The sequence below is a fragment of the Streptococcus sp. LPB0220 genome (genome assembly GCF_008727815.1).
Lineage (GTDB): Bacteria > Bacillota > Bacilli > Lactobacillales > Streptococcaceae > Streptococcus.
Window position 1 is genome coordinate 1446478 of record NZ_CP044230.1, and the last position, 23924, is coordinate 1470401.

The 23924-nt window shown below is 42.3% G+C and carries 21 protein-coding genes; 5 read left to right on the plus strand and 16 right to left on the minus strand.

The window, feature by feature from the left end:
• Positions 1-49 precede the first annotated feature (49 nt).
• Positions 50-1060, plus strand: coding sequence for a lactonase family protein (locus LPB220_RS07545; RefSeq protein ID WP_031574541.1), 1011 nt, complete (start codon positions 50-52; stop codon positions 1058-1060).
• A 94-nt stretch (positions 1061-1154) separates the two neighbouring features.
• The gene (locus tag LPB220_RS07550; RefSeq protein WP_031574544.1) at positions 1155-1340 is read left to right on the plus strand and encodes a hypothetical protein; all 186 of its coding nucleotides are present in this window, start codon (positions 1155-1157) and stop codon (positions 1338-1340) included.
• Between the two features lie 102 nt (positions 1341-1442).
• Here LPB220_RS07550 and eno read toward each other — a convergent pair whose 3' ends face one another.
• A complete protein-coding gene (eno, locus tag LPB220_RS07555) occupies positions 1443-2747 on the minus strand; it encodes a surface-displayed alpha-enolase (protein WP_021153554.1) in 1305 nt (434 codons plus the stop codon).
• A 211-nt stretch (positions 2748-2958) separates the two neighbouring features.
• On the opposite strand from eno, the gene LPB220_RS07560 reads away from it, so the two are divergent.
• A complete protein-coding gene (locus tag LPB220_RS07560) occupies positions 2959-3411 on the plus strand; it encodes a DUF1694 domain-containing protein (RefSeq protein WP_045759659.1) in 453 nt (150 codons plus the stop codon).
• Positions 3412-3454: 43 nt separating this feature from the next.
• Here the strand turns inward: LPB220_RS07560 and LPB220_RS07565 are convergent, their stop codons facing one another.
• The 9 genes from LPB220_RS07565 to LPB220_RS07605 form a co-directional block, all read right to left on the minus strand.
• Positions 3455-4570, minus strand: coding sequence for a glycerate kinase (locus tag LPB220_RS07565; protein WP_150906358.1), 1116 nt, complete (start codon positions 4568-4570; stop codon positions 3455-3457).
• Positions 4555-5223: a phosphoserine phosphatase SerB gene (gene serB, locus LPB220_RS07570; protein WP_150906359.1), complete on the minus strand. Its 669-nt coding sequence runs from the start codon at positions 5221-5223 to the stop codon at positions 4555-4557. The genes LPB220_RS07565 and serB overlap by 16 nt, the downstream gene beginning before the upstream one ends.
• Positions 5224-5335: 112 nt before the next feature.
• Positions 5336-7060: a septation ring formation regulator EzrA gene (ezrA, locus tag LPB220_RS07575; RefSeq protein WP_150906360.1), complete on the minus strand. Its 1725-nt coding sequence runs from the start codon at positions 7058-7060 to the stop codon at positions 5336-5338.
• Between the two features lie 86 nt (positions 7061-7146).
• Positions 7147-9096 carry a DNA topoisomerase (ATP-hydrolyzing) subunit B gene (gene gyrB / locus LPB220_RS07580; protein WP_023918630.1) on the minus strand — a complete coding sequence of 650 codons (1950 nt, stop codon included), beginning with the start codon at positions 9094-9096 and terminating at the stop codon, positions 7147-7149.
• A gap of 12 nt (positions 9097-9108) precedes the next feature.
• Positions 9109-9672, minus strand: a complete 564-nt coding sequence (locus LPB220_RS07585; protein ID WP_150906361.1) for an HAD-IA family hydrolase — start codon at positions 9670-9672, stop codon at positions 9109-9111.
• Between the two features lie 165 nt (positions 9673-9837).
• Positions 9838-10389, minus strand: a complete 552-nt coding sequence (locus LPB220_RS07590) for a DJ-1 family glyoxalase III (RefSeq protein ID WP_150906362.1) — start codon at positions 10387-10389, stop codon at positions 9838-9840.
• A gap of 19 nt (positions 10390-10408) precedes the next feature.
• Complete coding sequence (locus LPB220_RS07595; RefSeq protein ID WP_150906363.1) at positions 10409-11638, minus strand: FtsW/RodA/SpoVE family cell cycle protein; 1230 nt, start codon at positions 11636-11638, stop codon at positions 10409-10411.
• A 33-nt stretch (positions 11639-11671) separates the two neighbouring features.
• On the minus strand, positions 11672-12652 hold the full coding sequence (locus tag LPB220_RS07600; RefSeq protein WP_150906364.1) for a YeiH family protein: 981 nt from the start codon (positions 12650-12652) through the stop codon (positions 11672-11674).
• 4 nt (positions 12653-12656) lie between these two features.
• Positions 12657-15110 (minus strand): bifunctional DnaQ family exonuclease/ATP-dependent helicase, encoded by a 2454-nt coding sequence (locus tag LPB220_RS07605; RefSeq protein ID WP_150906835.1) that lies wholly within the window; start codon positions 15108-15110, stop codon positions 12657-12659.
• A 118-nt stretch (positions 15111-15228) separates the two neighbouring features.
• Between LPB220_RS07605 and LPB220_RS07610 the strand changes: the two genes are divergently transcribed.
• Positions 15229-15870, plus strand: a complete 642-nt coding sequence (locus LPB220_RS07610) for an MBL fold metallo-hydrolase (protein WP_118396703.1) — start codon at positions 15229-15231, stop codon at positions 15868-15870.
• A 69-nt stretch (positions 15871-15939) separates the two neighbouring features.
• Here LPB220_RS07610 and ftsX read toward each other — a convergent pair whose 3' ends face one another.
• The 3 genes from ftsX to prfB form a co-directional block, all read right to left on the minus strand.
• Positions 15940-16866, minus strand: a complete 927-nt coding sequence (gene ftsX, locus LPB220_RS07615; protein ID WP_042759907.1) for a permease-like cell division protein FtsX — start codon at positions 16864-16866, stop codon at positions 15940-15942.
• Positions 16859-17551 (minus strand): cell division ATP-binding protein FtsE, encoded by a 693-nt coding sequence (ftsE, locus tag LPB220_RS07620; protein WP_003008021.1) that lies wholly within the window; start codon positions 17549-17551, stop codon positions 16859-16861. Before ftsE ends, ftsX begins: the two co-directional genes overlap by 8 nt.
• A 44-nt stretch (positions 17552-17595) precedes the next feature.
• A protein-coding gene (gene prfB / locus LPB220_RS07625) for a peptide chain release factor 2 (protein WP_150906365.1) occupies positions 17596-18691 on the minus strand; the annotation gives its coding sequence in 2 pieces (ribosomal slippage) (positions 17596-18618 and positions 18620-18691; 1095 coding nt in all).
• 175 nt (positions 18692-18866) lie between these two features.
• Here prfB and LPB220_RS07630 point away from each other — a divergent pair.
• Entirely contained in the window at positions 18867-19724 is an 858-nt protein-coding gene (locus LPB220_RS07630) for a metallophosphoesterase (protein ID WP_049491100.1), read from the plus strand.
• 32 nt (positions 19725-19756) lie between these two features.
• Here the strand turns inward: LPB220_RS07630 and LPB220_RS07635 are convergent, their stop codons facing one another.
• From LPB220_RS07635 to LPB220_RS07645, 3 genes are all read right to left on the minus strand, one after another.
• Complete coding sequence (locus LPB220_RS07635; RefSeq protein ID WP_049472434.1) at positions 19757-20425, minus strand: MIP/aquaporin family protein; 669 nt, start codon at positions 20423-20425, stop codon at positions 19757-19759.
• Between the two features lie 121 nt (positions 20426-20546).
• Positions 20547-23231: a cation-translocating P-type ATPase gene (locus LPB220_RS07640; protein WP_150906366.1), complete on the minus strand. Its 2685-nt coding sequence runs from the start codon at positions 23229-23231 to the stop codon at positions 20547-20549.
• Between the two features lie 212 nt (positions 23232-23443).
• Positions 23444-23827 (minus strand): DUF1934 domain-containing protein, encoded by a 384-nt coding sequence (locus LPB220_RS07645; protein ID WP_003008038.1) that lies wholly within the window; start codon positions 23825-23827, stop codon positions 23444-23446.
• Positions 23828-23924 lie beyond the last annotated feature (97 nt).

A 23924-nucleotide genomic window follows, 5' to 3' on the forward strand; every position in this document is an offset into this window, starting at 1 on the left:
CAATAGGACCTTTGATATAATAAACCTAACAAATCATACGAGGTGACCTATGTCTCAAACCATTTATTTCGGTACCTATACCAAAAAAGAATCCAAAGGAATATACAAGGCACAATTTGACCCTGAAACAGGGACATTGAACCATCTGGAACTAGTGGCAGCTGAGCCCAATCCAACCTATATCGCCTTTTCTGAAAAAGGCAACCTCTATAGCGTCGGAGCTGAAGAGGGAAAAGGAGGAATCGCAAGTTTTACAGCTGATTTTCAGCCGCTCAATCACGTTGTTGAAGAGGGAGCTCCACTCTGCTATGTCTCTGTCGATGACAAGCGCCAACTCGTATACGGAGCCAACTATCACAAAGGGCAAGTGCTCGTCTACAAGATAGAAGACGACGGCCAGCTGAGCTTCATCGACCAAGACACTCACGAAGGCAAGGGACCACACGAAAACCAAGCCAGTCCCCATGTTCACTTCGCTGATCTGACACCAGATCAGTACCTGATCACGTGTGACCTAGGAACAGATAGTTTGCATGTCTATGATGTCAGCGAGGAAGGAAATCTAACCCTGATCAATCAGTATCAAACAGCCCCAGGGGCAGGACCTCGTCACCTGGTCTTTCATCCTCACTATAAGACTGCTTATCTCATCAATGAATTAAATGCTACGATCGATGTGCTCTTTTATGACGGTATGGGTGAATTCGAACACTTCCAAACTGTTTCCACACTTCCATCAGACTACGATGGTCAAAAATGGGCTTCTGCGATCAAGCTCTCAGCTGATGGAAAATTCCTTTATGCCTCTAACCGTGCACACAATTCTATTGCTGTATTTGAAGTGATTGCTGACGGGAGCTTGAAACTTATCGAGATCGTCCCAACAGGTGGCCTAAATCCTCGTGATTTCACCCTCAGTCCCGATCAACACTACCTCATTGCAGCCCATCAAGATTCCCCAAATGCCACTGTCTTCAAACGTGATCCAGCTACTGGACGTTTGTCTTCACTATCCCATGACTTTTACGTTCCAGAAGCCGTTTGTACCGTTTTTCATTAAGTCGTTTCAGTTGTCAAACCTTTTAAAAAATGATTAAATAGATGAGAAAAAGGCGTGAGCCTGACTTCACAACTTATATTTTAGGAGCCATAACATGAATCCATTGGACTTATTTAACCAAGTGAAAGAGATGATCGAAAAGAAAGATTTCGATGCTGCCAAGAAATTTGTCGAAGACAACAAAGACAACCTCGGTGATTATCTTGAACAAGCAAAAGGACTTGTTTCAGGAAACGAAATGGTCAGCGGTGCCTTGGACAAACTGAAAGGCTTGTTCTAAAAGAACTGCTCCTCAACCATGTGTTGGGGAGTTTTTGTTTGAGCCGATCGCAAAAAAGATCCTTGAGAAAACTCAAGGATCTTTTTAGTCTAGTAAACTAGCTTATTTCTTAAGGTTGTAGAATGATTTCAATCCACGGTATTCAGCTACTTCACCAAGTTGATCTTCGATGCGAAGCAATTGGTTGTATTTAGCGATACGGTCTGTACGTGAAAGTGAACCAGTCTTGATTTGTCCAGCGTTTGTTGCAACTGCGATGTCAGCGATTGTTGAATCTTCAGTTTCACCTGAACGGTGTGATACAACGGCAGTGTAACCAGCTTCTTTCGCCATTTCGATAGCGTCGAATGTTTCAGTAAGAGTACCGATTTGGTTAACTTTGATAAGGATTGAGTTAGCACATTTTTCTTCGATACCACGTGAAAGGTAGTCAGTGTTTGTTACGAAGAAGTCGTCACCAACCAATTGAACTTTACCACCAAGACGTTCAGTAAGAGCTTTCCAACCGTCCCAGTCGTTTTCGTCCATACCATCTTCGATAGTGATGATTGGGTATTTGTTTACCAATTCTTCAAGGTAGTCGATTTGTTCAGCAGCAGTGCGGACAGCAGCTCCTTCACCTTCGAATTTAGTGTAATCGTAAACTTTGCGTTCTTTATCGTAGAATTCTGATGATGCACAGTCAAATCCGATAAATACGTCTTTACCTGGAACATAACCAGCAGCTTCGATAGCAGCGATGATAGTTTCTACACCATCTTCAGTTCCGTCGAAACGAGGAGCAAATCCACCTTCGTCACCAACGGCTGTTTCAAGACCACGACCTTTAAGGATTTTCTTAAGAGCGTGGAAGATTTCAGCACCCCAACGAAGAGCTTCTTTGAATGTAGGTGCACCAGCAGGTACGATCATGAATTCTTGGAAAGCGATTGGAGCATCTGAGTGAGATCCACCATTGATGATGTTCATCATTGGAGTTGGAAGAACTTTAGTGTTGAATCCACCAAGGTAGCTGTAAAGTGGGATTTCAAGGTAGTCAGCAGCAGCACGAGCTACAGCGATAGACACACCAAGGATTGCGTTTGCTCCCAATTTACCTTTGTTAGGAGTACCGTCAAGAGCGATCATAGCACGGTCGATAGCTTGTTGATCACGTACATCATAGCCGATGATTGCTTCAGCAATAATGTTGTTTACGTTGTCAACAGCCTTTTGAGTTCCAAGACCACCGTAACGAGATTTGTCACCGTCACGAAGTTCAACTGCTTCGTGTTCACCAGTAGAAGCTCCTGATGGAACCATACCACGTCCATGAGCACCTGATTCAGTATATACTTCTACTTCAAGTGTTGGGTTACCGCGTGAGTCTAGGACTTCGCGAGCGTAAACATCAGTAATAATTGACATTTCTTACTCTCCTTATTGAGTTATATTTTTTACTCCTCTATCATATCGTAATTAGGCTATTTTTTCAAGAAAAAACAAGGAAATCTACGAAAATTGAGAAGTTTTTAACAAGAAAACGGTTCCACTATCTTATTTTCTGCCATTTCCCCTCCTTATTTAATTTTTTCGCATTCTTCTACTCTTCTGCTACGCTTTATGCTATACTAAACTTATGACAGATATTAATAAAACGATTTTAGAAAAAGCTGCTGGTCCTACTCGATTCAATCCGGATGAGCAGCGTCGATTTTTGGAGACTTATGAGGAGCGGGTGATTGCTTCATGCACCTTGGAGGAGGCAAGGGACAATCTCTATTTGGAGCACTATTCTTCAATTCTTACGAATATTTCAGAACGCTTTGAACCTGTATTGGTCAAGATTTCGCCTGCCTTGGATGAAAGCAGCCAACTTCAATATTTGAAAAAAACAAAGGATCTTGGTCTTGTGGCAAGCATTGTTTCAGATGACTGTCGCCACTCTCCCTTTGGTCTCATCATCCATACTGATCATCCATCTGGAATTTCTCCAACCGATATCAGCCTCCAGTATCCAAATTTGTTTGAAAAGAAAGAAGAGAGCACAGCACCTGAAAAAAAATCATTTTGGAAACGCCTCTTTGGCTAAAGAAAGAACCAATTGAAAAGGAATTTCCTTTTCAATTGGTTTTTTAGTTTGCTTTCATTTTTAAGAGGTTACCAATATTTCGAGCACAGGAAATCAGATTCCTTTCAGCATGAGTGAGTGCATCTGCCACCTCACAAGGACCTGGTACAATAGAGAAGGCAGCCTCAATATGATGACTTGGGAAAGCTGGCAAATCCTCTGCTAAGCCGCCACAAATAGCAAGCACTGGGATCTTCTCTGGTGTTCGTTTGGCTACCCCGACAGGAGCTTTTCCAGACAAAGATTGGAGGTCCATCCTACCTTCTCCCACGACGACCAGATCCGCTTTTTGAACCTTACGATCGAAGTCGATTAGATCCAAACTTTTCTCAATTCCTGAGGAAATCTGACCTCCCGCAAAAGCAACCAAGCCTGCTGCCATGCCACCTCCAGCTCCGGCGCCAGCCATGGACAATATTCGTGCATCTGCTAGCTGGTAAAAATCCTGCATAGCCTGGTCGACAGCTGGAAACAGAAGGGGATTCAAACCCTTTTGCCCGCTAAAGATATAGGTTGCTCCTTGACTGCCACAGAGAGGATTGGTGACATCCGTTAAGACCAGGAGCTCGATGTCTTGTAAAGCATTTGGAACCGCACTGGTATCTATTCTATCCACACGACCGATCGAAGCACCTACAGGACGAAGCAGATGACCTTGGTCATCATAGAAGGCTACCCCTAGTCCGGCTGCCATCCCAATCCCACCATCATTGGTCGCTGAACCACCAATTCCCACACAGATCGTTTTAACCCCTTGGTCAACCAATTGCAAAATCAGTTCACCAATTCCTCGTGTCTCTAGTTCTAGTGGATTGCGTTTTTCAGCTGGGATAGAGCCTAAGCCAACAAGAGAGGCCATCTCAAAAAATGCCATCTCATCTTTTTGGTAGTAAGCCATTGAAACAGGCTTCCCAAATGGTCCTGTTACCTGAGTATGCTTCTTGGTTAAATTCAGAACGTCAGCGAGTGTATCCATGGTTCCTTCGCCACCATCCCCTATGGGAAGGAGGTCAAAAGTTGCATCTGGTAGAGCCTCTTGAAATCCTTTTTTTAAGGCTTCTGCTACTTGTTTGGCGGATAAGGATTCTTTAAATGAATCCGGTGCTAGTAGGATATGCATGCTGTTTCCTTTCTATGCTGGTCTAGAATTTCAAGAACAAGGCTTAGATCCCTCGTTTCAATACGGTATGGAGCTCGTTCGGCAACGATCGGCTTTGCCATAAAGGCAATCCCGATTCCGGCTGTTTCAATCATGGGAAGATCATTGGCACCATCTCCCATAGCAATCGTCTGACTTCGTGGAATATGATTTTCTCTCGCCCATGTCAGGAGAGAGTCTTTTTTTCTTTCAGGGGTCACAATCTCTCCGAGCACTTTCCCTGTCAGACGGCCATCAAAAGTCTGCAAACGATTAGCACGAACCAGATCAATTCCTAAAGACTTCGCGATGGGATCGATAACTTCATGAAATCCCCCGGAAACAAGGCCAACCTTGTAACCTCTTTGATGAAGTTCCGTGATTAAGCTTTCAGCACCCGGCGTGACTTCCATCTGCTCCAAAATTTTCGGAAAGATAGAGGCCTCTAATCCCTTCAATAAAGCAACACGCGCCTCTAAAGAGGCTGCAAAATCCAGCTCTCCATTCATTGCTTGGGCTGTAATCTCTGCTACTTTTTGTCCCACGCCAGCTTCTTGAGCTAGTAAATCAATTCCTTCTTGTTGGATCAAAGTTCCATCTACATCCATAACGAGGAGACCTGTTACTTCTTTCATCGCTTTCCTTTCTTATTTCTTCCTTACTATACAAAAATAGGGTTTAAATTTCAAGTTTCAATGATGATTTGAAGATAAAAAAACGACCTCCTAAAAGGTCATTTTTCTATTATTAGAAGCGAATTTGCTCCCGGGTTTTTTCATATGAAGTTACAAAGCGATCGGTCACTCCAGCTTCTACCATCTCCAAAGCATCTGAGATGACTTTGAAGGAAGCTGCATAGTCATATTCTCTTTCGAAAATATAAAGGGATTCATCAAAAGCTGCTTGCACATGATCATCAAATGAACGGTAACGGTTCGAGTATTGCAATAACTGCTCGGTTAAAGTAGCATTTTGTACAATTCGATAAGTCGCTTCTTCCAATTCATTCATATCATTGGTCAAAATATCTAACAAACGATTGGTTGATTCGATGTTGATTTTATCCCCTTCCAACTCATCCATCAAAGCCTCTGTATTGTTGCTTGCTGTGAAGAATAATTCCAAGAATTCTTGAGGGATTCCTGGCAAGTTTCGTTTGTCCATATAGCGTTTAATGGCATGCAAACGGTTGGCATAGATATTAACTTTTTGGCGAGCATTGGCATCGTCTTTTTCAATTTTTGAAAGGGAATCACTTAAGCCAATTTGCTCATCTTCGATTTCTTTCAAGCGAGCTTCAATGGCTTCTAATTCTTCTTCTACGATAGAATAGGCCTTTTGTGTTTCAGATGAATCTTTCAAGGCATCTTCTACCACATTTTCTTGTGAAGATAGCTCAGCTTCCAACTCTTTTAACTGTTGGCTGAAAGCTTCATTCAAGACGAATGTTTTACCAAGGCGTTCCACTTCTGCTGCAAGGTTGCTATTGTTATCTTTTGCGTGTTTCAAATAGCCAGGCAGTTGTTTCACTAACTTCTTCACAACTTTTTGTGATTCAATTTCACGGGTAAAGATGTGATACAAAGCATCGATTTCTTCTTGAATTTGTTCATTTTCGTAAATGGCATTGTCCAATTCAAGGGCAGATACATTTGCCATATTGTTCTTCAAGGAAGCATGCAACTGTTGGAAACGAGATTCAATATCTGTTTCAGTGAAGTGGTAACCAGATTCCAAAAGCTTGCGGTAGCCACTTTCCAAATCCTCTAATTGGTCTGGAAGTTTTGCTTGAAGGGCAGTGGCAATTTCTGGCACTCGCTCAACAATTTGTTTTAAGGCTACAATATGATTTTCAGCTGTATCAAGGATTTCAGCCGCTTCAACAGGGTCACCTGAAGAATTCAAGGTTACAAATTGTGAGAACTCAGATTGAATATTTCCAATTTGTTTTTCAATTTCAGGAAGCGCACTGCCATAACGATCTGGGTCTGAAGTGACTTCTTTTTGAAGTTCTTCAAACATATCCAAGGCATGAACCACACGACCGCTATTCTTTTGTTCCTGCTCTTCCAGATCAGAAAGGGCTTTGCGAATCGCCTTGATATCTTCGTCGATCAATTGGATCTGACTTTCGATATTGTCAATGGCTTGTTTAGCCTTCATGAAACGGAAAGAATTATTATAGCCTTCCGCTTCAAACAGATTGTTTTCAATATCAGCAAATGAATTTAAGGATAAATCTACCCATTTTTGATTCCATTCACGAAATGCAACTTGACTTTGACCAATCAAATGCATGTTTTTTACGGCCTCTACTTCATCGTTGACCGGAAGGTTGTATAACTTTTCTTTTCGTTCTTCCAGTGCTGCCAGTAAGGCTTCATTTCGTTTTCTCAAAATGACTGCAACCACATATCCTACAATCAAGATAAGGGCGACAATAAAGATGAGAACAATTAGTCCACTAGACATATAAAAACTCCTTCATCGTATTACTTGAACGTAATCCTAGTAATTATACCATAAAATATCCATTAATGGGAAGCGTTCGGTGAATTTTATACATCGAGTGTACTATATTCAGCGTTTTCTTCGATAAATTCACGACGTGGTTCCACACGGTCCCCCATCAACATATCAAAGATCTTATCTGCTTCCGCAGCATCGTCTACTGATACTCGTGCCATCAAGCGGTGTTCTGGATTCATGGTTGTTTCCCATAATTGGTGATCATCCATTTCTCCAAGACCTTTATAGCGTTGGATGGTTGGTTTTGAGCGACCTTCTGAATAACGTTCCAAAGCTGCAGCTAATTCAGCTTCTTGGTTGGCACCAGGTTGGATATATTCTTTGATTTCACTACCGACTTTGACCCCATAGATTGGTGGTTGCGCGATGTAAACATATCCCGCTTCCAAGACTGGTTTCATATAGCGATAGATCAAGGTCAATAGAAGGGTTCGGATATGAGCGCCATCGACATCGGCATCGGTCATGATCACTAATTTTTGATAACGCGCTTTTGTAACATCAAATTCGGCACCAAATCCAGTTCCCATAGCAGTAAATAAACTACGGATCTCTTCATTGGCTAGAATTTTGTCCATACTTGCTTTTTCAACGTTCAAGATCTTACCACGGATTGGGAGAATCGCTTGGAATTCCCGATTTCGACCAGATTTTGCAGATCCTCCGGCTGAATCCCCTTCGACGATAAAGAGTTCTGTTTCTTGTGGATTGTTTGAAGAACAATCTGCCAATTTACCAGGTAGGTTGGAAATCTCAAGCCCTGATTTCTTACGGGTTACCTCACGCGCTCGCTTAGCAGCCACGCGAGCTTTCGCTGCTAAAATCCCTTTTTCGACGATTTTCTTAGCAATTTGCGGATTTTCCAAAAGGAAATCAGAAAAGGCATCACTAAAGAGTCGATTGGTAATCTTAACAACTTCTGAATTTCCAAGTTTGGTCTTGGTTTGTCCTTCAAACTGTGGATTTGGATGTTTAACCGAGATCACTGCTGTTAAGCCTTCTCGAACATCTTCCCCAGTTAGATTGTCTTCGTTTTCTTTTAAGAGTTTATTTTTCTTAGCATAATCATTGATCACACGAGTGAGAGCTGTACGGAAGCCCTGTTCATGCGTTCCACCTTCATGGGTATGAATGTTATTCGCAAAACTCATGACCGTCTCATGGTAGCCTGTGGTATATTGCATAGCTACTTCAACTGTAATATCATCCATTTCACCATCTGTGTAGATTGGTTTTTCAAAGATGACATCTTTGTTTTCATTGATGTATTCAACGTAACTAGAGATCCCACCTTCGTAGTGGTAATGCTTTTCTTGCTCTAAGCCTTCTCGCTTATCCGTCAAAGAAATACGCAAGCCACGATTCAAAAAGGCTAGTTCTTGAATTCGTTTATTTAATTTTTCAAAATCATACTCGGTGGTTTCCGTGAAGATTTCTGGGTCTGGAATAAAGTGAACAGTTGTCCCTGTCCGATCTGTCTCCCCGATGACTTTCAAATCATCCACAACGTGTCCACGTCGATACTCTTGGTAATGGATACTGCCATTTTTATAGACGCGAACATCGAGGGATGTGGAGAGGGCGTTGACGACGGATGATCCGACCCCGTGAAGACCACCAGAAACCTTGTAGCCGCCTCCGCCGAATTTTCCTCCTGCGTGAAGTACGGTAAAGACAGTTTCGACGGCAGGTCGACCTGTCTTTTCTTGGATATCCACTGGGATCCCACGACCATCATCGACAACCGTGATCGAATTATCTGCTTCAATGAAAACTTCAATATGGCTAGCAAAACCAGCTAAGGCTTCGTCAATCGAGTTATCTACGATTTCCCAGACCAGATGATGAAGACCTTCTTTTGAGGTAGAACCAATATACATTCCCGGACGCATCCGAACGGCTTCTAGTCCTTCCAAGACCTGAATCTGACTGGCATCATATTCTTGCGCTTGAATTTCTTGCTGTTTATCCTCTGTCATAATTTCCCTTTTCTATTCAAATATAAACTGGTGTAAGTGTGGCATGGAATCAAATAAATAGGTCGAAAGCCCTGCAGCCTTTCCAGCTTCTATATCGATTGGACGATCTCCGATGACCAGACCGTCTTGAATACCATATTTTTCCTTCAAATAAAGCATAGAGGCTGGGTCTGGTTTTCGAGGAAAGCCCTCGTCTGCCGTTACAATCTCCGTAAAGTAGGGTGCAATGCCTGTCTGTTCAATAAGGGTCAAAACTTGGCGATCCCGATGAGATACCAAAAAATGGCGTCCTCCATGTGCTTGGATCTCTTCTAGTAACTCTTTTGCTCCCTCAAATAAGACCGGCTCTTGCAAGCCCAAGGCTTCTTTTTTCTTGTATTCCGTACGAAAATTGGAAATATGAGGTGCAAAGGTTTGAATTGCATCCTGTGTTGAGATTTTTAATGCTGCATAAACAGAATCATGATCGGCTTTGATGTGAAAGTCCTTCAATGTCGCTACAAAGGCATTTGTGGACGTTTCGTAATTATCCAATAGCGTCCCACCAAGATCCCATATAAAATCATGATAATTCATAGTCAATATTATACCACAAATGGACAAAAAAAATAAGCTAAAACCCTCATTTAGGGGGGATTTTAGCCATTTTTTACGGTCATTTCATTTTAAATCAAATAAAACTCATTTCACACTATAAAAAGTGATCTATCACCAGAAACCGTTGTGTCCAAAAGAGCCCTTTTATGCACCTCCAAAGACGTCCTGATAGAGCATTCCTTGCCGAAGGCTTTGGGCATCTCCTCCAAAATGATCCACCAAGGCATAAGCTAAGGCTAGGGCTGTTGAAGGACCACGACTGGTGAGAAGATTACCATCTTTCACCACTGTTTCTTTCTGATAATGGCCATCTTGAATCTCTTCTTCAAAGCCATCGTAACACGTATAGTGTTTATCTTTTAAGAGACCTGCACACGCCAAAACAATGGGGGCAGCACAAATTGCAGAGATGGTTTTTCCTTTGCCACTTTCTTCCTGAAGGGCTGTGATCAATTCTGCATTGTCCCTCAAATTCGCTGCTCCTGGCATCCCACCTGGTAAGAAGATTCCATCATAATCTGAAAGATCTCCACTCCAAAGGCGATCTACTTCCACTGTAATTTGGTGAGAACCTGTGACTGTTTCTTCCATGCCAATGAGGTCGCAGTCAATCCCAGCACGTCTCAAAACATCGACAATGGTCAAGGCTTCAATTTCTTCAAAACCGTTTGCTAAAATCGTTGCTACTTTTTTCATTTTCATTCCTTCTTTCTAACTATTGCGCCTTTTTAAGGACTACTTTTTTACGGATTGGAACCTCTTCTTCTGGTCCTTTCTTTTTACTACTATGATTATATATTGAGAGTACTAGGCCAATACCAATCATATTACTAATAATAGAGGAACCTCCTTGTGAGATAAAGGGGAGAGGAATCCCCGTCAAGGGGAGAAGGCCCGTTACCGCTCCGACATTTTCAAAAATATGAAAGACCAGCATCATAATAAATCCAATGGAAATATAGGTATAAAATTGGTTGTTGGACTGGAGGGTGATTTTTAAAATACGGTAAATCAGGGTCACATATAAAATCAACAGCACCAGAGCTCCAACAAAGCCAAAGTCTTCTGCGACGACTGTAAAAATCATATCACTTTCCCTTACGGGAACCAATAAATTAGATACATTAAATCCTTGACCAAAGAGTCCACCACTGGCAATGGCTAGCTGTCCTTGCGCCTGCTGGTAGGTGGTTGTTTGTGCATAGTCAAAAGGATTTAACCAGGCTAAAATACGGTTCATTTGGTAGGTTGGCATCCCTACTTGCTGGTGCAGAAAAGCTCGCCCCCCTTCTGAAAGAAAGAGGAAGAGAAAGCCTGCTAATCCACCTGCCAGAAGCAAGATGACCGGCAAGATAATTTTCCAGGAAACTCCTGAAACGAGCACTAAGCCCGCAAAAATGGCCAAGAATACTAAGGCCGTTCCCAAGTCCTGTTGGAGAGCCAATAAGGCAAAGACCGGAATCGTATAGATGGTCAACTCTAGAATCAAAAACCAATCTTGTCGTAATAATCGCTCACGCCCCTTATTTCTTTGCAAAAATCGGACAATAGAGCGTGACAGCATCAGGATGAAGGGGATCTTCATAAATTCTGAGGGCTGAAATAAGGTGATGTTCCCATAAGCCACCCAGTTTTTAGCTCCTGTTGAAGCCACCAAGTTGGGATTATAAAAAACAAGAGGAAGAACCATCAAGGCCAAGCCTAGTAGGTAAAGAAAGGGAGTGATTTTCCAAAGAAATTTCGTACTAAAAATCGTCACAATCAGGCAAATGATACATCCCACACCAATCCAGGCCAATTGCTGCCCCAAAAAAGGCCACACCATTTGGGGATAATCATGAGAAACTGCCACATAAACGGATAAGATCCCAATCATAAGTAGGGTGAAGACAATTCCAATGATCGAATAATCCAGGTGGATCGTCCAAAAATGATGTTTCTTCATTCACGTTCCTTTCTGTGAGAATCATCAAATTAATTAATAGAACAACATCTGTAGAATCAAGCTAGATCCTGCCACACAGAACCAAGCAATCAAACCTACCAGAAGGGGGGCTGCTCCAGCCGAACGGAACTGTTTCCAAGAAACCTTGCTTCCGATTCCAACCAAGGCCATGGCCATAAAGAGGTGAGAAAGGTCCTTTAGGTAAGGAAGAACCACTTTAGGTACCAAGCCGATAGATGAAAGAATAGAAGCCACAATAAACCAAATGATGAACCAAGGAATAATTTTCTTTAACATTCCTTTGTTTCTTCCTTGTTGCTTGCTCCGATACCATTTTAAACCGATCAAGCCCAAACAAACTGGTACAATCATCAGGGCGCGTGTCAACTTAACAATGGTCGCCATTTCACCCGCCGCCTTACTATAAGAAAATGCTGCTGCTACAACTGATGACGTATCGTTAATAGCTGTTCCTGACCAGAGGCCAAATTGAAAATTAGACATATGCCATAAATGCCCTAATACTGGAAAGATAAAGACAGCCAGAATGTTGAAGAAGAAGATAGTTGACATAGATAAGGCAATTTCCTCTTCGTCTGCTTCAATGATCGGAGCAGCTGCTGCGATAGCAGATCCACCACAAATAGCCGTTCCAAATCCAATTAAGGTCCGTAGATGAGATTTCAGATGGAAGACTCTCCCAAAGATCATCGCTGCAAGAAAGGCAACTGTTATCGTTGGCAGACTAATCTTCAAAGAAGACAAGCCGGTAGAGGCAACCGTCGCAATCGGCAAGCTAAATCCCATGAAGATAATCGAATACTGCAATAATTTCTTACCGGACCAGTTCAGTCCTGGTCGTGAATTCTCTGGCAAATCTACTAATTCATTGAGGACAATTCCTAAAATCAAAGCAAAGACACTGGAGCCAATGATGGGAAAGAAAGTTCCCAATAACATGGCACAAAGAGCCAGTACAAATGCAATTGCAAGTCCAAATCCTTTATTTTTCATTCTCTCAATTCCTTTCAAAAAAGTCAGCTGCTTGCTCAACAAGCCGCTCTCTCACTGTTGTGTGAAGGGGCAACACTTGCTGCAAGCCATCTAAAATTTGTTTTCCATATCGTTTGGTCACCACCCGCTGATCCAATAAGAGGACCAACGATTCCTGGTCTTGAAAACGGCTGGTTCTCCCAATAGCCTGTTTGAGCCTTAAAATCGCGACCGGAAGGCTATAGTCATAAAAGGGATTTTTCCCCTGTTCTCTGAGTTGGGTATTCAGCTTTTGAACCATATAATCTTTAGGGTTGTCAAAAGGAAGGCGCGTGATGATTTGAATCACTTCTTTTTGTTGGGAAAAATCGACTCCCTCCCAAAAGCTTCCTGTTCCCAATAAAATAGAGGTTTCTCCTCGGTCAAATCGTCGCTTAATATTAGCTGCATCGCCATTTCGATACTGGGCCAAATGAGGAAACTTCAAGGCGTTTGACGTCTCCAGTAACAATTCTTTTGAGGTAAACAAGAGAAAAATTGGTTTTCTTAGAGGAAAAAGTTCATCGATGAGCTGACAAATCTCTCCTGCATACTCCACGGAAGATAGAGAAACGACATCTGGAAAATCTATCGGCACCAGCAATTCCTGGTGTTGTTTGACTGTTATTGGCACCCGGTAGATCTGCTGCTCTTGATATCCTAAAAGAGCAGGTAAATGCACCTTTTTGCTGATCGCGATCGTCGCTGATACAAAGAGCACGGGTACTTCTTCAGGCACAAACTCCTTAAAGGATAGCAAGTCCTCAACTCCTCCATGGAGACGAAGAATCTGGTGGCTTTCGACCACTTCCTTGTCCATCCAAAAGGTTTGGTAGCGCTCATCAAACAATTCCCTTAGATTCTCTAATGATTCGTTTTTTAATTCTGAGACATCCTGTCGAATTTTTGCTACCGTTTGATCAGATAAGATCGCTGTTTTTCCTTGTACAACTTCCTTAGAGCAGGCATTTAACTCAAATTGAATACTCTCCAGCAAACGCCTTTGCAGAAGATCTTTTTCCTCTTCGATGGCGTGTTGCAAGCCTAGAAGAAGAGATTGCAAGTTTTCTTCTCTCTGTGAAAACTGCTCTAAAGCAAAGAAGAGTTTTTGCGCTTCATCCACTACCAGAACAGATTCTTGAAGTAGACTCTTATCATCTTCTAGACGAGTTAACAGATAGGCATGATTGGTCAGAATTACTCGGCTGGTTTTCACTTTTTCCTGGCCGAGGCGCCAAAAATCTTCCTGATAAAAAAGTGAACGCTTCGACAATTGGCCGTCGTGGCATATCTCAGAAACAAAATGAAGATGACGATAGAGTTGGCCAATTTCACTGAACTCTCCTGTTTCTGTCATCGTCAGCCAAACCAAGAGTTGCATTTTAAAGCGTCGAATCATCCCATTATCTGACTCACCCTGTAAGGCCTCATAAAATTTATCAAGTTGGATGTAATCCTTGGGACTTTTTAGGCTATGAAAGGGAATTTGGAAAAGATCTTGGATAGTCTTTCCTTCCTTCTTCATAATTTGATCCTGAAGAATTTTAGTGGGAACACTGACAAGAATGCGCTTAGAGGTTTTCGCCAAAAGCGTTAATAGATAAGCGTAAGTCTTCCCAATACCCGTTGGTGCTTCAATAAAACTCGGAAGTGGCTGTTGCAAACTATCCTCGATATAGGCAACAAATTCTCTCTGCTCCGGATAAGCCTCCATTCCCAACAGCTGCATATTGAGTTCAAACTGTTCAGACAAATGACGACTTTCTAAAAACTGCTGTGGCTTTCGCAGATAGAGACCATGAACTTCTACTAAATGAGCTGGTAAAAAAAGGCTACTGTCTTCAAGCGCATCTTCTATTAAGAGTCGTGATTCATAAATCAAACAATCTGCCATCGAAAGAAGTTTTTCGATCAATCCTCTCGGTAAGCTCGCAATTTTCTCTCTCAATTTCAACAGCAGTTGGGCTGTTGCCATAGCATCCGCTAAAGCGGAGTGAGCATGGTGCAACTCAATTTCCAGTTCAGCTGCAAGCGCTCCTAAATTGTAGCGTTCTAAAGTCGGATAGAAAATTTGGGACAATTCAACCGTATCAATCCGAGGAGTCGTTAGCTCAAATCCTTCCCAAAAGAGGGCTTCTGCCAATAAATTCGCATCAAATTTGACATTATGGGCCACAAAGACGGCATCTTCTATTAATTCAAAAATTTCTTTTGCCACTTGTGCAAACTCTGGTGCTTTTTTCAAGCGAGCATCTGTCAGGCCAGTCAATTGTTTGATATGCTCATCCAATCGTTCATGGGGATTCACATCCGTCTCATAGGATTGCGTAATCCTCCCATCTTCGATGATGACAATCCCAACCTGAATGATCTTAGCATTGCTTCCAGCACTGGTCGCTTCCAGATCCACAATGGCATATTTCCGTTTCTGTCTTGTCATAATACTTAAAATTATATCACGTTTGAGCAAGCTCTGCAGATTTTTTTCTCCTTTCATGTTGACTTCAATCCTGTTATTTTCCTTGCAATTTGATACACTATTCTAGAAAGGAGTCCTTATGAAAATCTATCGTACTGTTAATCCTGTAGCTTCTGAAAATACCTACTACCTTGAAAATGACCACTCCCTCATTCTTGTCGATCCAGGTAGCGACTGGGCGACTATTCAAAAACAAATAGATCGCATCGGAAAACCAATTGTAGCGATTCTTTTAACCCATACGCATTACGATCACATTATGAGTCTTGAAAAGGTTCGTCAGACCTATCATTTCCCACCTGTTTATGTCCATTCAGCAGAAGCCAGTTGGTTGTCTTCTCCTGTCGATAATTTATCTGGTTTGGATCGTCATGCGGATTTAGAAGATGTGGTATGCAAGGAGGCCGACTTCCTTTATGACATTCGCTCCGATTACCAAATAGCCGATTTCCACTTTTATGTTCTGGAGACACCAGGCCACTCTGCAGGAGGAGTCTCTATCGTCTTTCCTGAGGATCACCTGGTTCTATCCGGTGACGCCCTTTTTCGCGAAACTATCGGACGGACCGATCTTCCGACAGGGAACGCGACACAGTTACTTAGCAGTATCAGAGAAGAGCTCTTTACCCTTCCATCTTCCTACACTGTCTATCCCGGTCATGGCCCTGAAACTTCTATTGGTCACGAGAAGATGTTCAATCCCTTCTTTAGACAATCCTAAAGAGTCCTTATCATCCTTCCTGTCCTCATAAAAGTAGACAAAAAAAGCAAGTGCGAACTTGCTTTTTTATTATATCTTAAGAAAACGTCTCATGGAGATTGAAGAACCAATCGCTCCAATCAAAATTCCTAATCCAAAGAGGCCACCGACCATGATCGGTACCAAGAGATGAGGACTATAGAGATACAAGTTTTGATCTGCCAAATTATTGTTCATAGATGTATAGACAACATTATAAACGTAGAAGACTAAAGCTGAAGGAACCAAGGCTCCCAAAAGACCGATCCAAGCACCTTCTAAAAGGAATGGTGCACGAATATAGCCATTTTTTGCTCCTACCAGTCGCATAATCTTAATCTCACGACTACGTGAAATGATGGTAATCCGAATGGTATTTGAAATCAAGAAGACTGCGATGAAGATCAATAAAGCTACACCAATCAAGCCCCAGTTTCGGATGAAGGTTCCAAGAGCAAACAAGCGTTGGGTATCGACCCCACCATCTTTAACTTCAGAGACCCCTTCAATTTTTTTGGCATCAGCCGAAACTTGCTTTACATATTTAGGAGCTGTTGTCTCTACATAATAAGCATCATAGAGAGGATTGGCATCTCCATCAAAAATCTTCCAGTTGTTCCCAGCCGTTTTGATCAGTTTATCATACTGCTCTTCCTTGCTAGAAAAATCAACCTTGTCAACATGCTTCATGGCTGTCAGAGCATCGTAGACCTTATGGTAGTTTTCATTGGTCACGGTTTGACCGTCTTTTTCAATCTGCTCGCTCTGATCTTGAATATCCTTGCGCATGTATACTACAACCCGCACACTGTTTTGAATATCATCTGAAAGCTTGATGGTATTGGCAATAACTGAGGCGAAAATAGCAACCAAACTAAGGGTAATCATAACCGAGCTGACCGCTGCAATCGTCATCCAACCATTTCGTTTCAAGCTTTTAAGCGATTCGATTAAGTGTCGGAAAAATCTTCTAATCATCGTATCCGTACTCTCCTTCCGCTTCATCACGCACTACACGACCATTTTCAATCGCGATGACACGGTGACGTAAAGTATTTACAATCTGGCTATTGTGGGTCGCCATCAATACTGTGGTCCCTTGCAGATTAATCCGCTCCAAAAGATTCATGATTTCCCATGAATTATCTGGGTCCAAGTTCCCCGTTGGCTCATCCGCAATCAAGACTTTCGGATTGTTGACGATCGCACGAGCAATCGCAATCCGTTGTTGCTCCCCACCGGACAATTCATTCGGGAATGAGCGGACCTTGTGTTTCAATCCGACAAGATCCAAAACTTCCATCACACGCTTTTTAATATTGCGACGGCGCTCACCGATAACTTGCATAGCGTAGGCAATATTTTCATAAACGGTTTTCTTTGGAAGCAATTTATAATCTTGGAAGACCACTCCCACATTGCGTCGCAACATAGGAATATCGCGTTTTTTGATTTTATCCAAATCAAAATCAGCTACTTTCAAACTTCCTTTATCGTGTTTGACTTCACGGTATAAAAGTCGAATAAAGGTCGACTTCCCTGCACCAGAAGGTCCTACGATGTAGGCAAATTCTCCTGGTTCAATTTGGACAGAGACCCCGCGAAGGGCCGTCGTCCCGTTGTCATACTTTTTGACAACATCTTTCATTTCAATCATTGACATGTAATGAAATTCCTTTCATTCTTTTCTGGTTGATTCCCTCTAGGTTATTGGAGACGCCATTTAAGGTAGGCATCGATAAAGCCATCGATATCTCCATCCATCACCTTGTCCACCTGCGCTACTTCGTAGTTGGTCCGGTGATCCTTAACCATCGTGTAAGGGGTAAAAACATAGGAGCGGATTTGACTTCCCCAGGTGATTTCTTTTTTATCCCCTTTTAGAGAATCCACTTCTGCTGCTTTTTTCTCTTGCTCTAATTGGTAGAGTTTAGCTTGCAACATCTTCATCGCACGATCACGGTTCCCGTATTGGGTCCGATCCACGGTGGACGCCACTACAATCCCTGTCGGAATGTGGGTCAAGCGCACCCCTGTAGAAACCTTGTTGACGTTTTGTCCACCAGCTCCACCAGAGCGGAAGGTGTCCATCTTGATATCATCATCACGAACTTCGACTTCGATGGTATCGTCTAATTCGGGCATGACCTCAACAGATGTAAAGGAGGTATGACGACGTTTAGCGGAGTCAAATGGAGAGATCCGAACCAAACGGTGTACCCCCATTTCAGATTTCAGAAGACCGTATGCATGTGGCCCTTCAAAGGATAGGGTCACAGACTTGATTCCAGCCTCATCTCCAGCCTGATAGTCCAAGACTTCAACTTTAAAGCCGTGGGCATTCCCAAAACGAGTATACATCCGAAGAAGCATGTCGCCCCAGTCCTGAGCTTCTGTTCCTCCTGAACCTGGGTGGATTTCTAAGATGGCATTATTATTGTCATAGGGTTCAGACAATAGCAAGGTCATCTCATAGCTGGTCATACGTTTATCCAGCTCCTCCAACTTATCGATCAATTCTTCCTTGACCGAATCGTCTTCTGCCAAAAAGTCCAGTAAGATTTCTGACTCATCAAAGAGATCCACCATTTGATGGAAATTTTCATAGGTCTGTTTGAGTTCATTTAATTCTTGAGATGTCTTTTGCGCAGCAATGTTATCATCCCAAAAATCAGGTTCTGTCATTTTATTTTCTAAAATGGCAATTTCTTCTTCCAATGCCTCTAAGTCAAAGAGACCCCCTGAAAGAAGCTAATTTTTCACGATTTGCGTCAATTTTTTGACGAATTTCTGAAATGTCCATAAGTACCTCTTTCTATGTATCTAGTCTATTATATCATAACCTTCACTATTTGCCCACCTTCCAATATTGGATCTGCTGGTTGACCACCACCAATCCAGCTGATTTTCAGCATTTTTTCTATTCATTTGTAACCTAATTGTTAGAAAAAAAGATGCTCTTATGCTAGACTGGTAGCATGACAACAGTAGCTTTTATATCCGATTTACATATTGATTCAAACAACTTCGGCAAAGAAGAATTAGAGACCCTGATCACTCTTTTCAAGGACAAAAAAATTCAACATCTCCATATTGCAGGAGATATTGCCAACGGCTTTGAAAAGACGTCACAGGAATTTTTAGACCAACTTCAATGTCACCTTCCAGTGACCTTTAGCCTAGGAAATCATGATATGCTGGGCCTATCAGAAGAAGCCATGAGACCTTTTGAATTTCAAAAAATCTCATTCTCCAATCATACGCTTCTTGCCTTTTCGGGCTGGTATGACTACAGCTTTGTTCCTACTATTTCTCCCCAAAAACATCTCCAAACCAAGAATCTGTTTTGGTTTGACAGACGCCTCCAACGAATGGGATCTGATCCAGCCATTACCCAACGTCTGTTGCAAGAACTGGAACAAGAGCTCATGCGTGTAGACCAACCCCTGATCATCGCCATGCACTTTGTTCCTCATAGTCAGTTTCTCCTGCGCCACCCTTATTTTGAACGCTTTAATGCTTTTCTAGGGAGCCAAGCCTTTCATGAGCTTTTTCGGCAATTCCCTGTCAAAGATGTCATATTTGGACACAGCCACCACAGAATTTCAGATAGGAAAATCGACAATATCACCTATCATGCCAGACCTTTAGGCTATGTCCGAGAATGGGAGCTTTGCAAACAATTTTTCGATGCTTTTCCTGAATATGATTTTCCAAAACGATACGATCCCTACAAACGCTATCGCAGAATCAAAGACCTCCCCGAATTTAAAGCATACAAGAAAAAACAGCTCGCTCATGAATTTTCTCAAACCATGACGATCCTTGAACTGTAAAAAAAAATTGGTTCCTTCGGAACCAATTTTTTTTACTCTTCTGTATCCAAGAGATTTTTTGCAACGATTGCAGCTAGAACACCACCGACAATTGGAGCCAAGATAAAGATCCAAATTTGTTGAAGGGCTGCACCACCAACAAAGAGGGCAGGTGCCAAGCTACGAGCTGGGTTAACAGAAAGTCCTGTAATGTTCAAACCAACAAGAATAATCAAAGTCAAGCTCAAACCGATCACAAGACCAGCGATTTTCCCATTACCTTTGGTAGCTGATGTCACTGTCATGATGACTAAGATAAAGATAAAGGACGCAATCACTTCAAACAAGAAACCGCCAAATGGAGTCACTCCTTTAGCCAAGGCATTTTCACCAAGACTAGCTGTTGACATACCTGAATTTGACAAGAGGAAGAGTACTGTTGCAGATGCGAGAACCGCCCCCACTACTTGCGCTGCAATATAATTAATCAAGTCCTTTGAAGACAAGCGTTTGTTCACAAACATGGCAATCGAAACAGCTGGGTTCAAGTGGGCACCAGAAACAGTCCCAATTGAGTAAGCTGCTGCAACAATGGATAAACCGAATGCCAAAGCAATTCCTAAATGTCCCAGACCTTCTGTTCCATTTCCAAAAACAACTGCGCCAGTCCCGATAAAGACAAGCATAAATGTGCCGATTACTTCAGCAAAAAACTTTTTCATAACTAAGTTTCCTTTCTTCAAACTGTTGACTAGTTTATCAAAAATCCACACCTACCTCAAGAAATATGCCCAGTCTATTTTGCCCGCAAAAAAAGCCATCCGAAGATGACTTTTTTTATGCTTAAATGGCGTTTTTATCTTTTCCAAGTGCACGTTGAACGGCTTTAACAATCTCAACAAGAACAACAATCAAGAGCGAACCAATCATAACAGCTAACCATTGTGTCAAGCTTAAATGAGACACATGGAAGAGTTTGTTAAATCCAGGGACAATGATGGTCGCCATCAAGAGAACAAAGGCAACTGGAATCGACCAGTTAAAGGTCTTGTTCTTGAAGAGTCCCACTTTAAAGATGGATTGGTAAACCGATTTAACGTTAAAGGCATGGAGCAATTGGATCAAACCAAGAGTTGCAAATGCCATAGTCAAAGCGTCTGCATGGATTTCGGCACGAGTTGCATGTTCTGGATAGAGCAAGGCCCAGCCATAAACACCAAGAACCAGCATGGTTTGGAAGACACCTTGATAAAGAATAGCTCCAAAGACCCCACCGTCAAAGAAGTTAGATTTACGTCCACGAGGTTTGTGGGTCATGACACCTGGCTCAGCTGGTTCCACACCAAGGGCGATGGCTGGAAGAGTATCTGTTACCAAGTTAATCCAGAGAAGATGTACGGGTTGCAACACATCCCAACCAAAGAGGGTTGCAAAGAAGATGGTGAAGACTTCAGCCATATTGGCAGACAAGAGGTATTGGATTGATTTTTGGATATTGGAGAAGACCTTACGTCCTTCTTCTACCGCTACGATAATGGTTGCAAAGTTGTCATCTGCAAGGACCATGTCTGAAGCTCCCTTAGAAACCTCTGTACCTGTAATCCCCATACCGATCCCGATATCAGCCGTCTTAAGTGATGGTGCATCGTTGACCCCGTCACCAGTCATGGCAACAACTTTTCCTTCATTTTGCCAAGCTTTCACGATCCGAACCTTGTGTTCAGGTGATACACGCGCATAGACAGAGTATTGCTTGAAGACTTTTTGGAATTCTTCATCAGTGAGTTCATTCAACTCAGCCCCTGTAAAGACATGGTCTTCTGTATCATTTGGATCGATAATTCCCAAACGTTTGGCAATCGCTTCTGCCGTATCTTGGTGGTCACCTGTGATCATGATCGGACGGATACCTGCCTCCTTAGCGACACGGACAGCTTCTGCAGCTTCTGGACGCTCAGGGTCAATCATACCGACCAAACCAGAGAAGATCAGGTCAGACTCAACAATTTCAGACTCCAAAGTTGGAATTTCCTTGCTTGTCTTATAAGCCATCATCAAGACACGAAGGGCTTGTTTAGCCAAGTCTTTGTTGGTAGCAAGGATAGCTTTCTTATCTTCATCCGTGATAGGACGAACTTCCCCATTGACTTCAATACGCGTCACACGTTTGAGCAATTGGTCAGGCGCACCCTTCACAGCGATAAAGTAAGAACCGTCCGATTCCTTATGGATAGTTGACATAAGCTTACGGTCAGAGTCAAATGGCAATTCTGCCACACGTGGTTCATCCTTCAAAATTTCGCGAACATCAAAATTGTGATCCAAACCAAACTGTACCAAAGCAGTCTCTGTTGGGTCCCCAATCAACTTGCCAGATGGGTCCACCTTAGTATCATTGGCAAAGTTCATGATACGAAGGGTATTGTTGCTAGCAGTAATCTCAGCTGCTGAGCTTTGCAATTGACCGTTGGTGTAGACCTTCTCAACAGTCATTTGGTTCATAGTCAAAGTACCTGTTTTATCAGATGCGATGATTTCTGTTGAACCAAGAGTTTCAACCGCTGGTAATTTACGAACAATCGAATTGCGTTTGGCAAGGGTTGTAGTTCCCAAAGATAGAACGATAGTTACAATGGCAGGAAGTCCTTCTGGAATGGCCGCAACCGCAAGGGCTACCGCAACCATCAAGCCTTCTAATGGATGCTCTCCACGAACGAAGACACCAACTAAGAAAGTAATGACCGCAATCACAACAATTAAGTAAGTCAAGGCTTTAGATAATTGTTCCAAGCTTTGCTTCAATGGTGTTTCAGTCTCATCGGCATTAGCCAACATATCTGCAATCTTACCAACTTCTGTATACATACCAGTGTTTGTTACGACACCAATACCACGACCATAAGTTACATTTGAGTTTTGGTAACCCATATTAACGCGGTCCCCAATACCAGCATCTGCTTCAACAAGTCCTGTCACATCTTTTTCAACTGGCACAGACTCCCCTGTAAGAGCTGCTTCTTCAATTTTAAGAGAAGCTGCTTCAAACAAACGCATATCTGCAGGAACCACATCTCCAGCTTCCAGAAGAACGATATCACCTGGGACCAATTCTTTAGAATCAATTTCAATCACGTGACCATCACGGCGGACACGCGCTAATGGACTAGACATGTTTTTCAGCGCTTCGATAGCTGCTTCGGCTTGTCCTTCTTGGTAGACACCAAAGGCTGCGTTCAAAACAACAACGGCTAAGATGATCATGGCATCTGTAAGGCCGTCCATTCCTTCTGTGATCACAGAGAGAGCTGCAGCGATCAACAAGATGATGATCATCAAATCTTTAAACTGATCGATAAACTTAGACAAGAGGCTACGTTTTTCACCTTCGTCCAGTTCATTATGACCATAAGTCGCTAAACGTTCTTGAGCTTGAACAGTTGACAAGCCTTCAATTGAAGAGTCCAATTCCTTTAGAACTTCTTCTTTACTCTGTGTATAAAACAAAGCTTTATTTTGTTCTTTTGACAAAATAATTTCCTCCTTATAGCTTTCTACTAGGTCTCTTTTGCACAAAAAAGAGACCTGTTTGAAAAAACAAGTCTCGCCGTTTAATATAGTGCCGGAAATAATTTCGTAATGACGACACTATCGCGGAAAACCGCCAGCTACTCCCTTGAGTGGTTTTATTATACCATTTTTATAGAATAAAGCAAGCAGGATCTCGAATAATTTAATGAGGATTATTCTTCCCATTCCACCAGCAATTGATAATTGGCAAATTCCTGTTCGCCATCGAGAGTTAACAAGCGATAAGAGACTTGCAAATGACCTGCTTCTAATTGAAAGAGGTCTGTTGTAATCAAAAACTGCTGAATGCCCATCGGAGTTGGGATGATTGCCCCACCATCTTCATTTTTGTAGAAACGCATGATGGATTTAGGACTTGAGAATCGTGTCATGACCAATTCATCGTTGGAAAATTTCAAAGCAACCTTTTCATCTTCTTCATTGGTATACAAGAGATATTGAAAACCTGCTTTTTCCTTCCATTCACCTTGATAGTACTGATCAACAATTTCCATTTCTTCTCCAAATCGAATGGTATTTTGAATGCGAATCTGCATCTTTGTCTCCTTCTCTTCTTTTCTTGCCATACTATTCTATCAAATTTTACGCATTTTGACTGCCCCTATTAGCCTCTAGATCGCAAAATAGGCTTTT

Excerpts from the sequence above, each read along its gene's own strand:
- ftsE (WP_003008021.1), bottom strand. The coding sequence starts at position 17,551 with ATGTCAATGATTGAAATGAAAGATGTTGTCAAAAAGTATGACAACGGG.
- eno (WP_021153554.1), bottom strand. The coding sequence starts at position 2,747 with ATGTCAATTATTACTGATGTTTACGCTCGCGAAGTCCTAGACTCACGC.
- LPB220_RS07605 (WP_150906835.1), bottom strand. The coding sequence starts at position 15,110 with ATGACAAGACAGAAACGGAAATATGCCATTGTGGATCTGGAAGCGACC.
- gyrB (WP_023918630.1), bottom strand. The coding sequence starts at position 9,096 with ATGACAGAGGATAAACAGCAAGAAATTCAAGCGCAAGAATATGATGCC.
- LPB220_RS07635 (WP_049472434.1), bottom strand. The coding sequence starts at position 20,425 with ATGAAAAAGTTTTTTGCTGAAGTAATCGGCACATTTATGCTTGTCTTT.
- LPB220_RS07590 (WP_150906362.1), bottom strand. The coding sequence starts at position 10,389 with ATGAAAAAAGTAGCAACGATTTTAGCAAACGGTTTTGAAGAAATTGAA.
- LPB220_RS07565 (WP_150906358.1), bottom strand. The coding sequence starts at position 4,570 with ATGCATATCCTACTAGCACCGGATTCATTTAAAGAATCCTTATCCGCC.
- LPB220_RS07600 (WP_150906364.1), bottom strand. The coding sequence starts at position 12,652 with ATGAAAAATAAAGGATTTGGACTTGCAATTGCATTTGTACTGGCTCTT.
- ftsX (WP_042759907.1), bottom strand. The coding sequence starts at position 16,866 with ATGATTAGAAGATTTTTCCGACACTTAATCGAATCGCTTAAAAGCTTG.
- LPB220_RS07560 (WP_045759659.1), top strand. The coding sequence starts at position 2,959 with ATGACAGATATTAATAAAACGATTTTAGAAAAAGCTGCTGGTCCTACT.
- ezrA (WP_150906360.1), bottom strand. The coding sequence starts at position 7,060 with ATGTCTAGTGGACTAATTGTTCTCATCTTTATTGTCGCCCTTATCTTG.
- serB (WP_150906359.1), bottom strand. The coding sequence starts at position 5,223 with ATGAAAGAAGTAACAGGTCTCCTCGTTATGGATGTAGATGGAACTTTG.
- LPB220_RS07630 (WP_049491100.1), top strand. The coding sequence starts at position 18,867 with ATGACAACAGTAGCTTTTATATCCGATTTACATATTGATTCAAACAAC.
- LPB220_RS07645 (WP_003008038.1), bottom strand. The coding sequence starts at position 23,827 with ATGCAGATTCGCATTCAAAATACCATTCGATTTGGAGAAGAAATGGAA.
- LPB220_RS07610 (WP_118396703.1), top strand. The coding sequence starts at position 15,229 with ATGAAAATCTATCGTACTGTTAATCCTGTAGCTTCTGAAAATACCTAC.
- LPB220_RS07595 (WP_150906363.1), bottom strand. The coding sequence starts at position 11,638 with ATGAAGAAACATCATTTTTGGACGATCCACCTGGATTATTCGATCATT.
- LPB220_RS07545 (WP_031574541.1), top strand. The coding sequence starts at position 50 with ATGTCTCAAACCATTTATTTCGGTACCTATACCAAAAAAGAATCCAAA.
- LPB220_RS07550 (WP_031574544.1), top strand. The coding sequence starts at position 1,155 with ATGAATCCATTGGACTTATTTAACCAAGTGAAAGAGATGATCGAAAAG.
- LPB220_RS07585 (WP_150906361.1), bottom strand. The coding sequence starts at position 9,672 with ATGAATTATCATGATTTTATATGGGATCTTGGTGGGACGCTATTGGAT.